The sequence below is a fragment of the Candidatus Aminicenantes bacterium genome, assembly GCA_026393855.1.
Taxonomy (GTDB): domain Bacteria; phylum Acidobacteriota; class Aminicenantia; order Aminicenantales; family UBA4085; genus UBA4085.
The window spans coordinates 12655-26479 of sequence record JAPKZJ010000100.1 but is presented as its reverse complement, the minus strand read 5'-3'; the positions used below and the strand labels follow the sequence as shown (position 1 = coordinate 26479).

Annotated in this window: 10 protein-coding genes; 7 read left to right on the top strand and 3 right to left on the bottom strand. The window is 66.6% G+C overall.

The features are described from left to right. Positions 1-2: 2 nt before the first annotated feature. The 3 genes from NTZ26_12455 to NTZ26_12445 all read right to left on the bottom strand — a co-directional run bounded on the left by NTZ26_12455 (position 3) and on the right by NTZ26_12445 (position 4976). Positions 3-1088 (bottom strand): hypothetical protein, encoded by a 1086-nt coding sequence (locus NTZ26_12455; GenBank protein MCX6561311.1) that lies wholly within the window; start codon positions 1086-1088, stop codon positions 3-5. Between the two features lie 437 nt (positions 1089-1525). After that, on the bottom strand, positions 1526-4123 hold the full coding sequence (locus tag NTZ26_12450) for a dienelactone hydrolase family protein (protein MCX6561310.1): 2598 nt from the start codon (positions 4121-4123) through the stop codon (positions 1526-1528). A gap of 106 nt (positions 4124-4229) precedes the next feature. Next, complete coding sequence (locus NTZ26_12445; protein ID MCX6561309.1) at positions 4230-4976, bottom strand: thioesterase; 747 nt, start codon at positions 4974-4976, stop codon at positions 4230-4232. A gap of 271 nt (positions 4977-5247) precedes the next feature. On the opposite strand from NTZ26_12445, the gene NTZ26_12440 reads away from it, so the two are divergent. The 7 genes from NTZ26_12440 to NTZ26_12410 all read left to right on the top strand — a co-directional run bounded on the left by NTZ26_12440 (position 5248) and on the right by NTZ26_12410 (position 13822). After that, a complete protein-coding gene (locus tag NTZ26_12440; GenBank protein ID MCX6561308.1) occupies positions 5248-6765 on the top strand; it encodes a DUF1846 domain-containing protein in 1518 nt (505 codons plus the stop codon). Between the two features lie 4 nt (positions 6766-6769). Beyond that, a complete protein-coding gene (locus tag NTZ26_12435; GenBank protein MCX6561307.1) occupies positions 6770-7390 on the top strand; it encodes a YIP1 family protein in 621 nt (206 codons plus the stop codon). A 38-nt stretch (positions 7391-7428) separates the two neighbouring features. Next, positions 7429-9444, top strand: coding sequence for a hypothetical protein (locus tag NTZ26_12430; protein MCX6561306.1), 2016 nt, complete (start codon positions 7429-7431; stop codon positions 9442-9444). Positions 9445-9447: 3 nt separating this feature from the next. Next, positions 9448-10830: an MFS transporter gene (locus NTZ26_12425; protein ID MCX6561305.1), complete on the top strand. Its 1383-nt coding sequence runs from the start codon at positions 9448-9450 to the stop codon at positions 10828-10830. Positions 10831-10874: 44 nt separating this feature from the next. After that, positions 10875-11384 (top strand): cupin domain-containing protein, encoded by a 510-nt coding sequence (locus NTZ26_12420; protein MCX6561304.1) that lies wholly within the window; start codon positions 10875-10877, stop codon positions 11382-11384. Between the two features lie 3 nt (positions 11385-11387). Further along, a complete protein-coding gene (locus NTZ26_12415) occupies positions 11388-12551 on the top strand; it encodes an MBL fold metallo-hydrolase (GenBank protein ID MCX6561303.1) in 1164 nt (387 codons plus the stop codon). Between the two features lie 92 nt (positions 12552-12643). Continuing rightward, complete coding sequence (locus tag NTZ26_12410) at positions 12644-13822, top strand: FprA family A-type flavoprotein (protein ID MCX6561302.1); 1179 nt, start codon at positions 12644-12646, stop codon at positions 13820-13822. Positions 13823-13825: the final 3 nt, after the last annotated feature.

Below are 13825 nucleotides of genomic sequence, written 5' to 3'. Positions count from 1 at the left end.
GTTTAAAAGCGCGCCGCGAAACGAAGCCGTAGATCGAAAACGGTCTCGAATATCGCCCGCACCTGTGCGTCCGTGACCCGGTCGTCCATGTTGATGCAGCAAACTCCGGTCCGCCGCGGATCCCCCGCCGCCTCCATGCGTTCTTCGATCGCCCGCCGGATCTCGGTCTCGCTCCACCCGACGATCTCGACCGGGCTTAGCCGGATGTTGAGGAAGGTGTCCGGCAGCCGCTCGCGCAGGAGCTTCAGATCCCCGCCCCACCCCACGTCTAGAAAATCCAGATGGGGCAGGGCGACGAACGAGCCCGCGAAGCGATGCGGATCGGCGCCGCAGTAATGGACGCCGAAGGGCCGCTTCCGTCTGCTCCAATCCTCGTCGAGCGGGAAGAGGAAGTCCCGGTAATGAGCGACGGAGATCATCGTCAGGGCGCATTCGGAATGCAGAAAGACCGGCGCCGCGAGATGGCGCACCGTCCGGTTGACGGAGATCGAGGTCGTTCCTGATTCCCGTTCCAGAAGAGCCGTGAATCGTTCGATGACCTGCCCGATGCGGCGGAAATACCCGTGAACTTCTGCGGGGCGATCGACCATATCCAGGAAGATCGCCTGGCCGCGCAGGTCCAAGGCGAGATTGAGAACGCCGGCCCAGTTGACGTCGCCCGAAACATAGCCGAAGCGGGCTTTGAGCTCCCGGATAAGCCTCTCGAACCGCAAGTAGGCCGGGCTCGCGAAAGCGGCTTCGACATCGAGGGTCAGGTCCGGTTGTTCCGCCGGGACGACCAGCGGAGGGCCGTCTTCGGGATATACGACCCGGCAGCCCAACATCTCGGATAGCAGGAATCCGGCCGCATTGTGGACGGCCCCGATCGACGGGACGTCGCGGCGGTGATCTTCGCCCAGCCCGAGGTCTCCGAAGCGCTCGAACAAGACCATTTCCATCCGCCGTTCGTCTTCCACCCGGCGGACGGGGTGATAGTAGAAATCCGGGTCGAACGAAAGGCCCGCGTACCTGTGCCACCACGAAGGATGGAAGACGACCTCGACGGGCAGGAGCCCGTCCTTCGGGCTCCTCCTTTTTATTTGGTTCATCTCCCATCTCCGGGAAACGCGGCCAGGGGTATCGGCCCGGCGGCTTCGGCCTCGCCTCGCCACATGCAGCCGAAGGCGCTGACCGACTCCCTCCTTTGAAGGAGGGGATGGGGAGGTGATATCAATAAAATTAAAAGTGTCAGGTGCCTTCGGAAGATAAGAATTCCATCGGCGCCTCCGCGCTTCGCAGTCCTCGTCGGGACGTCGCTTCGACGGTCCCCGCGAGGGCGGAACTGCGCATTCCAGATCGCCCGGTCTTGGCGGCATCCCCACTCCATTTCGATTCCGATAGATGGTCGCGTGCTCAATCAGCCCTCGGCGCCCGGCTAGAGCCAGGTTCCCTCAGAGAGTTGTGGAAAAAGGCGCCGGCCTCGCGATTTCGCCGTTGGCCGATACCCCTGTCCACGCATTTTTCCCGGAGATAGGAGATGATCCTTTTATTTCCCGGCCCAATCGAGCAGGGAGGAAAGCCAGTCCGGCTCGGGCCGGCCCAGGAAGCTCCAGACGGTCTCGGCCCGGATCGCCTTCCGCAGCGATTTGAGCGGCGGAGCGTAATTGGCCCGGGGCTGGATAGCCAGCGGGGGGACGTCGTCGCGGAAGGCGTCGGCGTAGGTTTCCAGCGTGGCCAATCCCGCCGCAAAACCGATGCGCGGCTCGATCAGGGCGGCGGCCATCGCGGCTTGGCCGGCCGCGGGGCCGCGCCCGACCACGGCGACCGGAATCCCCGCCGGCGCGAAGGCGGCCGCGGCCCGGGCGATGTCCCAGCCCATGCCGAACGCCGGCGCCTGGCCGAGGTAGGTCGTGTAGCGCAGCTCGATCCCCTTGACCTCCCCGATGCCGCGCGGATCGACGGCCAGGCAGGAGATCCCCGCTTTGATCAGGCGGCCGATCGGAAATTCGTCGACCGCGGCGGCTTTGCCTTTCTCCCCGACCAGGACGACGAGAGCCTTCGGCCTTCCCTCGGCCGGCCAAAGAAGGGCCGGGAGCGTAAGCCCCGGCTCGGAGTCGAAGACGGCTCGGATCTTGCCCCCGTTTTCATCCAGCCGCTTGGGTTCGGTTGGTACAGCCGTTGGAAGGCCGCCGTTCAATCGGATATAGGCCATGGGCGACTTGTCTTTGGGGGAGCGGTCGAACATGCCCCTGGCGATATCCCGCATGGTCGTGGCTTTGGCGGGCGGAACGGCCAGGACGAACAGCTCGGGCGAATTCGGGGGCTCGGTCTCAAAAGCCGGTTCAGGGACCGGGGCGCCGTCGCCGACGCCGCGGAGATATTTGTCGAAGAAGCCGAGCGCAGTCTCGCGCATCGGCCGGCTGTAGTCGTGGCCGCCCGGAAACATCCGCAGCCAGGCGTCCTCGGACTTGCCGAAAAGCCCCCATAGCCGGCGAAGCTTCTCGTCGGTGAGCCGCATGCCGGCCGCCGGGAATTCGACATCCTCCTCGGCCCCGATGATCAGGATGGGCGCGGGAGCTCGCACGGCGATGACGTCGGCCCGGTCGCCCAGCCCGAGTGAGCCGGGGACGTGGTTGCAGAGGCAGCCGTTGTTGGGGTTGATCTCGAGGCTGCTGGCATAGACGACACTGGCGGCGCAGGTGAAGCGCGGCTCGGCGGCGAAGGCCCACATCGTGGCCAGGCCTCCGCCCGACGCCCCGGTCAGCCCGATCCGGGTCATGTCCGCCTCGGGCCGGGTGGCCAGATAGTCCAGCGTCCGGACGAGGTCCCAGACGTAGACGCTGGTCGCGTTCTGGGAGCCAAGGATCAGGCGCAGATCATCGTGCGTGCCGGCCTCGCGGCGCTCGATGCGCTTGTCGCCCTCGAAGCTGAATCCGGGCGAATCGACGACGATGGCCAGGTAGCCGTGGAGGACCTGGCCGATCAGCCGCGATTGCACCGTCGGCTCGTTCTTCTTATAGCCCCAGTGCCCATGCGGGTTGACGATGACGGGCAGCTTGCGCCCGGCGGCGCCGTCGGGGACATAGAGGTGGGCGGTGACGGAAAATCCGGGCCGGCTTTCGAAGACGACCTTCTCGATGCGATAGCCCCGCCGCGGCAGGACGCCGGTGACCCGGGCCTTGAGCGGGGTGCGCTTGGGCAGGGGATCGAGGCCGAGATCCTTCAAGAGCTCGGGCCGGGCGGCCGCCCGCCTCTTCTCGAATTCCTCTCTCGTGGCCGGCGCGGGTAAAGCCGCCGCCGCCTTGACCTTCTTTTCCAGGAAGGCGTTGGCCATCTGATCGCCGCGCAAGCCCAGCGAGCCCAGAAGGTCGTCGTCGTCCAATCGGGCCGGGAAGGGCTTGTCGGCGCTTTCGCCCTGTTTGGCCGCGATGACCTGGCCCAGGGTCAGGAAGGGGATGCCGCGGGCGGCCATGAAATCGGTCACGGCCGTCGAGGCCTCGTCGGCGCCTCCCGTCCCGGCGTCGACGACCACGACCGGCTTGTCCCGTCCCCCCGAGGTCAGGACGATCTCGAGGGCGGCGGAAGCCGCTGGAATCTGCAGGCGGTCAAGAAGCCTGGCTTGAAGAAGAATGACCCGGCCGCGGCTTAGGGTCAGTTCGGCCGCCGCGCCGTTCGCCGCGATATCCCAGCCCGAGCTCGGCAGGAAGCTCTGCTGCAGGATTTCGGCATCCTCGATCTTCGGCAGGCAAAGGAATCCGGCCGGGTCGAACATCCTCTCGCGGCGGTTTTCGACGCGCAGCGGCGCGGGCAGCCAATCCAAGCCGGAACGATCCAGGGCGTATTCCTGGTCGAGGACAACAAGGGTCATGCCCCGGCGCACGGGGTCGAGGAGCTTCCGCAGGACCGGGACGTTGAAACGCCCGCGGAGGCTCCCGGCGTGCGAAGAGACGAGAAGAAGTCCATGCTCGTCGGGCGAGAGGATGGCCGGATCGAGATAGGACAGGGCTTCGCCGAGAGCCGGTGCGGCGGGTGGGGCGGGGACGACGGCGGGGGAGGCCTGGGCCTGCCCGGCGGACATCCCGACGGCGCCGATCGCGGCGAGGACGAGGAGCGGGAGGGCGAGGAATCGTCCGGCTTTGGTCATGGGATCAGTCCTCCATGGCGGACAGGGTTTATTCGAGCCGGGGCAATTATATGCGGCCGGAGGCCCCAGGGCAACGGCAGGTCTTCGAAAGGTCGGCCGGGCGCGCTTAAAGCTCGGACCAGGAAGTCCGCAGGAGAGTCAGCTCCTTGTCGTCGGCGGCCCGGGACAGCCGATGCAGGAAGCGGACGGGCTCGCCGCCCTCGAGCTGTTCGATCCGGCTCAGGAGGCGGTCGCCGTAAAAGGCCTCGCCGCGGAAGTTGACCTCGAGCGAGGCCGGGCGGCGATGGAACAGGATCTCGTCGGGGACCGTCTCCATGGCCCGGTGCATGTAGACGGACGCCGTGACATGGCGGTTGAGGTCGATGTCGGAGAAAAAGACGGGAAATTCCTTGCGCCCGTCCTCCCGGCCCAAGGCGGGGAGGGCGGCGAAGTCGTCGTCCAGGGCGCGCTTTTCGAGTAAAGGGAATCCTTCCAGGTGCTCGGCCGTCCTGGCCGGGCGCCGGGTCTTGAGGTCGACGATGAGCCAGGATGACGTGGCCAGGGCCAGGGGACCGTCCGCGTCGGTGATGACGTAATCGCGGACCGCGTAGAGGGGCTGGCGGCCCGACGGCCAGGTCTCGATCACAACGTCCCTGCCCCATACCGGGTAGCGCCGAAACTCGATATGGAAACGCGATAGGACCCAGGTCAAGCCCTTGCGGAACAGGTCGGTCACGGCCAAGCCCCCCAGCCCGGCATGTTCGCCGGCGGCCTCCAGGATATAGTCGATGAACGAAATGGGGTGGATGAGGCCGCTGCCGTCGATGTCGATGTTCCGAACGTTGAATGTTTTTCGGTGAATCGTCTCGACCATCACTTGCCTCCCGAATTTGGGGTGCCGATCCCGCTCGATTTTGGGCGCCGGGCCAACTCGTGGAGAGAGGGGTTGCCGCGCTCCCGGGAGTCGCTCGCAACGACGGAGAGGGAATCCCAACCGTTCCGGCGACGAGGCCACAGTATACGGGATGGCGACGCGGCGGGCAATCGGCCGCGGCGCCGTCGGGCGGCGTTGACCCCTTCTCCCGCCTCGGCTAGAATGGGTCCGCTTCAAGCCGGCTTTTACCGGCCGGAAGCAGGAGGCTAATTTGCCGGCACGCATCGGGTTCGACAACGACAAGTATCTCCGTGAACAGACCGCCGCCATCCTCGAGCGCGTGGCCCAATTCGAAAACAAGCTCTACCTCGAATTCGGCGGCAAAGTTCTGTTCGATATGCATGCCTCCCGGGTCCTGCCCGGCTTCGATCCCAACGTCAAGATGCGCCTCCTGCAGAAGCTGAAAGACCAGGCCGACATCCTGCTCTGCATCTTTGCCGGCGATATCGAGCGCAAGAAGATCCGGGCCGACTTCGGGATCACCTACGACGTCGACGCCCTCAAGCTCATCGACGACCTGGCCGAGTGGGGGGTGGAAGTCAACGGGGTGGTCATCACCCGCTTCGAGAACCAGCCTTCGGCCCGCGTCTTCAAGAACAAGCTGGAGCGGCGCGGCCTGCGGGTCTACACCCACGGCTTCACCAAGGGCTACCCGACCGACGTGGACATGATCGTCAGCGACGCGGGCTACGGCGCCAACGAGCCCATCGAGACGCATAAGCCGCTGGTCGTCGTCACCGGCCCCGGGCCCGGCAGCGGCAAGCTGGCCACCTGCCTGTCCCAGCTCTACCACGACTGGCGGCGGGGGATGAAGTCGGGCTACGCCAAGTTCGAGACATTCCCGATCTGGAACCTGCCCCTCAAGCATCCCGTCAACGTGGCCTACGAGGCGGCCACCGCCGACCTGCGCGACTTCAACCTGGTCGATCCGTTCCACCTGGAGGCCCACGGCCAGGTGGCCATCAACTACAATCGCGACGTCGAGGTCTTCCCCGTCCTGCGCCGCATCCTGGAGAAGATCACCGGCGGCGAGGCGATGTACAAGTCGCCCACCGACATGGGGGTCAACCGGGCCGGGTTCGGCATCATCGACGACGCGGCGGTCCGCGAGGCCGCCCTGCAGGAGCTCATCCGGCGGTTCTTCCGTTACCAGTGCGAATACGCCATGGGCCTGTGCGACAAGGAGACGGTCGAGCGGGCCGAGCTGATCATGCGGGAGATGAAGACCCGGCCCGAGGACCGCAAGGTCGTGGAGCCGGCCCGGCGGGCGGCCGCGGAAGCCCAGGCTTCGGGCAAGGGCCACAAGGGCGTGTTCGTCGGAGCGGCCCTGGAGCTCCCCGACGGCTCGATCGTCACGGGCAAGAACTCGCCCCTCATGCACGCCGGGTCGAGCCTGGTCCTGAACGCCATCAAGCGGCTGGCCGGCGTCCCCGACGCCATGCCCCTGATCTCGACATCCGTCCTGGACGCCGTATCCCGGCTCAAGGAAAACATTCTCGGGGCCAAGAACGCCAACCTTGACGTCGAGGAGGTCCTGATCGGGCTGAGCATCACCGCCGCCGCCAACCCCACGGCCCAGATGGCCCTGGAAAAGCTCAAGGATCTGCGCGGCGCGGATGTCCACATGACCCACATCCCGACGCCCGGCGACGAGTCCGGGCTGCGCCGGCTCGGCTTGAGCCTGACCAGCGACCCGAACTTCGCGGGCAAGAATCTGTTCACGGCCTGACGCCATGACCACCGGAGCCATGATCATCGGCATCGCCGCCCGGCCCGGGCGGACTTTTCGGACCCTGGCGACCGAGCCTCGCGGCTTGGCTTCGGGCGCCCGGACTCTCCTCGCCGTCGGCGCTCTCTATGCCCTGACCTCAGCCGGACTGGCAGCTGCCGGGGCCTTGATCACCGCTCCGCCTTGCCTCGTATTCTCGCCCGACAACTATTACGCCCTGCAAGCTTTTTTCGCTCTGCCCGTGTTCTTTTTGGCCTGGCTGGCCGCCGCCGGCGCCGCCTATTTGCTCAGCCGGCGCCGCAGCCAGGGGACATTCGAGGGGATGCTGGCGGTCCTAGCTCCGGCTCTGGCCGTTCCGCTGATCGTAATCTGGTTCTTCGCCGCCGCCTTGGCCGTCTTTCTGGCCTTGGGCGGTTCCCAGGAGGAGATCATGGCTCTCACGACCGGGCCCGGGATCGAGCAGGCCGTCGCCTTCGGATACCCGATCTTGGCCGCCGCCTGGCTGATCGTCTTGAGCGTCCTGGCCGTGCGATCGGCCCGGCGGGTGGGATGGATCCGCGCCGCCGGCGCCGGCCTGGCCGCCGGATTCATTTTTCTGGGCTTCCTCATCGTCTTCATACGCTGAACGGCGAACGCGCCGACGCCGCTTCGATCGGGGAGAACATGATCGACGTCAAAGAACACTATTACGACGACGACCCCGCCATCGGGCCCGCCGATGTCCGTACCCGGCTTCGGGAGGCCGGCTATTTTTTCCTGGGCAACGGCCGCATTCAGGCGGCTGTCCAGTTCTCTCCGGCCGGGGAGGGATCTGCGCTGGGGCTTCTGATCATGGACCCCGAACGCCTCGGGAAGAAGCGCGAAGCGTTGACCATGGATCCGGAGGCGGGCTTGACGGGGACGATGCTGGAAATCGAGGCCGACGGCAAGCGCTTTCGCCCGGCTGCGGCGGGGCTGCGAGTCGCCTGGGAGGATCGCGACGGGATCCCGGCCGTGCGCGCGGTCTGGAAGACCGGCGGCTTGCAGGCGGTCGAGTCGTTCTTTTGCCCCGATCCCGAAGCTCCCATGCTGATCCGCGAAATCTCCGTCCGGGGGCTGTCCCGCCGCCGCGGCGTGCCCCGGATTCGGACCGGCGTCCCCGGCTCGATGATCGTCGCGGTCCCCACGCTTCGGGCCGACGGCACGGCCCGCGCGGTTTTGAGCTACAGCCTGGATGAGGCCCGGACCGGCATCCGGATGGCCGTCCTGGACGATCCTCCGGATGAAGCGCCCGCCCGGGCTTATTGGAAATCCCTGGCCTCCATCTCGTTCGGCGAGGCGCGGCTGGACCGGTTCTTCCGGGCCGCCAAGCATCAGCTCCCCGCCCTGGTTTCCGCTTCGGGCCGGGTGGACGGCAGCCTCTGGCAGTACAACCGCGAGTGGCTTCGCGACCAGGCGGTCGTCGCCGCGGCCTTGGCCATGATCGGCGAGCGCCGGCGGGCTCGGACTATGTTTGCCCGGCTGTTGGACCGCTTCGTGACGCCGGAAGGCGATACGGTCGATTCCAGCGTTCGCCGCGATCCCGACGAGGTCGAGCTCGACCAGAACGGCTTTCTGTTGCTGGGCTTGAAACAGTACGCCCTCTGGACCGGGGACCTGGATCTCATCCGGAGCCGCTGGGCCAAGATCAAGGCCGCGGCCGAGTTCCCGCTCCTCCCGGTCTTTCGCCACGCCCCGTCGGGCCTGCTTACAAATCGGCGGGAGTTCTGGGAGCGGCACCGCGCTCACGGGATCGAGCCGGGCATCGAGCTCATCCACCAGGCCGCCACAGCGGCCGGGCTGGAAGCGGGTGCCGTCCTGGCCCGGCTGACCGGCCGGGGCGAGGAGGCCGCCCGCTGGATGGCCGAAAGCGCCCGCCTTCGCAAGGCCATGCTCGAAGACCGCGTCTTCCGGATGGTCGACAATCGCGGCTTCATCAAGCGGCGCGGACTGGATGGGAAAACTCAGGAGACGATCGTCCCCTTGCCGGACGCGGGACTGCCTGCCGCCGTCCCGCTGGCCGCCGAACCGGTCCACTATCTCAACCCGGACACTTCGGCCGCCCTGCCGATCGTCTTCGGCCTGGTGCCTCCGGAATCCCCGCTGGCCGCGCTGACTCTCGCCTCGCTGGAAACTCTTTGGGATCAGGCCTGGACGGGGGGCGGCTACGGCCGTTACCATTTCACTTCCGAGCCCGACTCCGCGGGGCCGTGGCCGTTCCCGTCGCTGTTCATCGCCCGGGCCTCGGTCGAGACCGGCGATTTCGCGACCGTCCAGCGCGTCCTGGCCTGGATGGACTCGGTCCCCGGCGCCGCCGCCGGATCGTGGTTCGAGTTCTACGGCCGCCGGTTGTCGCCGCCTTTCCCCCAGGTCGGCATCATTCCCTGGACCTGGGCCGAGCTCATCCACTTGTTCGTCCATCATATGCTCGGAGTGCGGCCCGAAGAGGACGGCTTGACGGTCCGGCCGCGCCTGTGGCCTGGCCTGGGGCCGGTGCGGGCCGACTTGGGCTTCCGGGGCGCCCGTTTGGAGCTGGAGATGGCCCCCCAACCCGAAGACCGGCCGACTCATATCGAAACGGACGGCACGATCATCCGCCGGACCGGCGGCGAAGCCCGGCTGGCCTATCCCGAATCGAACCTCCGGATCAAATCTTATTAATCGATGAAGAAAGACATCCGGCCCTCGATCGTCCTGATCGCTTCCGTCCTGGCCGCGTTCCTGGCTCCGTTCCTTTCGGCCGCCCTGAACATCGCCCTGCCCGCGATCGGCCGGGATTTCAGCATCGACGCCGTCCTCCTGGGCTGGACTGCGACCTCCTATATACTGGCGGCGGCCGTCTTCCTGATCCCCTTCGGCAAGATCGCCGATATCGGCGGGCGCAAAAGGATTTTTCTGGCCGGCGCCGTCTTGAACGCCCTCTCCTCGGGACTTTGCGCGGCGGCGGGTTCGGCCGGTGTCCTGATCGCGGCCCGGGTCCTGCAGGGCGTGGGGGCGGCGATGATCTTCTGCACCGGGGTGGCCATCCTGACGGCCGCCTACCCGCCGCATCTGCGCGGCCGGGTCCTGGGGATCAACGTCGCATTCACTTACACCGGACTTTCGATGGGGCCGGTCCTGGGCGGAATCCTGACCCAGCAGCTCGGCTGGCGGTCGATCTTCGCCGTCTCCGGATTGTTGTCTCTCATCCTCGTCCTCGTCGCCGTCCGTCTGCCCGACGACCGGAAGAAGGCCGAAGGCCCGGCCTTCGACACGGCCGGTTCGGTCCTGCTGGGCGCATCGCTCGTGGCGATGATGCTGGGCTTCTCCCGCCTGCCGCGGGCCGAGGGCGCAGTCCTACTGCTGGCCGCCGCGGCCGGGATGGCCGGTTTCCTGGCTTGGGAGCGGCGGGCCGCATCGCCCGTTCTCGATCTGAGTCTGTTTCGCGGCCGCCCCGTCTTTGCTTTTTCCAATCTGGCGGCGTTGATCCATTATTGCGCCACCTCCGCGGCGGGCTTTCTGCTTAGCCTGTACCTGCAGTATCTCAAGGGGCTGACGCCCCAGCAGGCGGGCTTGATCCTCATCGCCCAGCCGGCGGTCATGGCCCTCTTCTCGCCGCTCGCCGGCCGCTTGTCCGACCGGATCGAGCCGCGGCTTCTGGCCTCGGCCGGGATGAGCATTTCGGCGGCGGGCCTGTTCTCGCTGGCCTTCCTGTCGGCTTCCACCGCCGTCGTATTCGTCGGCGGAGTGCTGGTCGTTCTGGGGGCCGGCTTCGCTCTCTTTTCTTCGCCCAACACCAACGCGGTCATGAGTGCCGTGGGCCCCAAGGATTACGGCCTGGCTTCGGCCATGCTGGGGACGATGCGTTTAACCGGGCAGATGTTGAGCATGGCGGCGGCGATGCTTTTGTTCGTTCTCTTCATCGGCCGGATCGCGATCACCCCGCCCGTCTACGGGCGCTTCCTGTCCGCCGCCCGGACCGGGTTCTTCCTGTTCGGCCTGTTGTGCGTGGGGGGGATTTTCGCTTCCCTGGCCCGCGGCCGGATGCACGGCCGAGCCGGGGACTGATTTTCCGGCCGGGCCGGGGTACAATGGCGGCAAGGAGTCCTATCATGAACGACGACGGCGCGGAAGCTTGGGCCAGGCGGCTCGACCTGGAGCCCCATCCCGAGGGAGGTTTTTACCGCGAGATCTACCGATCCGACGAGATCATCGCCCGGCCGGCGCTGCCTTCGCGCTTTCCCGGGGCTCGGCCCTTTTCAACCTCGATCTATTTCCTTCTCTCGGCCGGCCAGGTGTCCCGCCTGCACCGGCTGCGTTCCGACGAGATCTGGCATCTCTACGAAGGGGGACCGGCCGTCCTTCACATCCTGGACCCGGAGTGGGGCTACCGCCGGCTGGTCCTGGGCCGGGACCCGGAGAAGCAGGAAGCCCACCAGCACGTCCTGCGGATGGGCTGGTGGTTCGGGGCCGAGCTGGCCCCGGAGGCGCCGTTCGTCCTGGCCGGTTGCACGCTGGCGCCGGGCTTCGAATTCGCCGACTTCGAGCTGGGCCGTCGCGAAGTCCTGCGGGCCGCGTTTCCGGCCCAGGCCGCGATCATCGATCGTCTGGCTTTGGCGTAGGGGATGATGGCGTCCCGATACCTCCGTTTGAGCGGCCGGGCCGTCAGCGCGGCCGTTCTGGGCGTTTCGGCCATCCTTGCGAGCCCGCCGGCCATGGGATCTTTTTCGGCGGCCGTGATCGATCAGAAGCCGATCCCGTCTTCGTTCGCGCTCCGGCGGCTCAGCCCGCGCGTCTTGACGCTTTTCGGCGGGCCGGGCTCGGTCAAGGTCCACTCGGTCGTCGTCGCTTCGCGGCGCGGGCTGGTCGTCGTCGACGCCAATATCTCGCCGCGGCTGGCGGAGGAGATGAAAGCCATCGCGGCCCGGGAGCTGGGCCGGTCGGATTTCCGTTATGTCATCCTGACCCACGCCGACGGGGATCACGCCTGGGGCGGGGCGGCCTTTCCGGGCGCGGAGATCATCGCCCAGCGCGGCGCCCGGGAGAGGCTGAAGGCGGTCGCGGCCGATCCGGCTAAGGCCTTGGCCGAAGAGCTGGCCTATTCCTGCGAGAGGATCGCCGAATGGAGGCGAAGCCTGGCGGCTCTGCCCGCAGGGGCTTCCGATGCGGCGACCTATCGGACGATCATCGCCCGGGAGGAAGCCCTGGTCCGCGACTACGAGACGGGATTCTCCGTCGTCCCGCCGACAATCGGCTTCGATGATCGCCTGACCCTCGATCTCGGCGACCTGACGGCCGAGCTCGTGTTTTTCGGAGCGGCCCACAGCGGCGACGACATCCTAGTCTATTTCCCGGAAGAGAAGCTCCTCCTGACCGGTGACCTGGGCTTCGACTTCTCGCTCGGCTCGCCGCGCGAGGACGCCCCGCAGCCCGACCGGGTTTTCGACGTCCCCCGTTGGCTGCGGGCGCTGGACACCGTGCTCTCCGATCCCCACGGCTTGGAATACGTGATTTCGGCCCATCGCCGGGAGATCGGGTCGGGGAAGGACCTGGCCCGGCGACGGGCCTACCTGGGGGCGTCTTGGGACAGGGTTCTCGAAGCCCGGGCCAAGGGCGAGACGCTGGAGAGCGTCCTCGAGCGATCGGGCTTGGATGCGTTTTTCCCCGAAGCGATGGCCTGGCCGCTGACCTGGAGCGGGATGCCCACGGACGAGGAGCGCCGGGCCCGGCATCGCAGCCTGCTGCGCCTGTTCTGGCGCGAGGCCGGCCGGGCGGCCCGACTTGACTAAAGCCGTATGACCCCATATATTAAGTAGGAAATGGGCCGGACGGGACGGGCCGCCTCCCGCCGAAGGATTCGGATAAAAAGGAGTTTCCCGCGATGAAGCCTCGCTCCCTGATCGATCGAGTTTATGCCGTCGGCGCCGTGGATTGGGATCGCCGCCTGTTCGACGCCCTGATCCCGCTGCCCGACGGGACGAGCTATAACGCCTACTATGTCCAGGGGTCCGAGAAGACCGCCCTACTCGATTCCGTCGATCCGGCTAAAGCCGGCGTGTTGATGGGTTATCTGGACCGGCTTCCACCCGTCGACATCATCGTGGCCCATCACGCCGAGCAGGACCATTCGGGCACGCTTCCGGCCTTGCTGGCCCGCTTTCCGCAGGCCAAGCTGGTCTGTTCACCCAAAGCCAAAGGCCTCCTCATCGACCACCTCGGATTGCCCGAGGATCGGATCACGACCGTCGAGGACGGAGCGACCCTGTCGCTGGGCGACAAGACCCTCGAATTCATCCATACGCCCTGGGTTCACTGGCCCGAGACGATGTGCACCTATCTGCGCGAGAACAAGATTCTTTTTTCCTGCGATTTCTTCGGCTCCCACCTGGCCCAGTCGGGCCTCTTCGTCGACGACGAGGAGAAGCTCTATGAGTCGGCCAAGAGATACTTCGCCGAGATCATGATGCCCTTCCGGACGGCCATCCAGAAGAACCTCGACCGCCTGCGGGATATCCCGATCGACATGATCGCTCCCAGCCACGGCCCCGTTCACAAGCGGCCGCAGACGATCCTCCTGGCCTATCGCGACTGGGTCAAGGATACGCCCAAGAACGGCGTCGCCATCGCCTATGTCTCGATGCATGGGAGCACCGAGACGATGGTCGAGCGCCTGGTCGAAGGACTGGATGCCCGCGGCGTCTCGGCCTGCCGATTCAACATGGCCGACGCCGACATCGGCCAGCTCGCCGTGCGGCTGGTGGATGCGGCGACCATCGTCCTGGCCGGCCCGGCTGTCCATGTCGGGCTCCACCCCCGCCTGGCTTTTGCCGCCATCCTGGCCAACGCCCTCCGGCCCAAGGCCAAGCTGGCCGCCTTCATCGGGAGTTATGGCTGGGGACAGAAAATGGTCGAGCAGTTGACCGGCTTTCTGCCCAACCTGAAAGTCGAGATGCTGCCCCCAATTCTTTTTAAGGGGCGGCCGCGCGAAGAAGACCTGAAAGCGGTCGATGCCTTGGCCGAGACGATCGCGGCCAAGCACAAGGAATGGGGCTTATTCTGATCC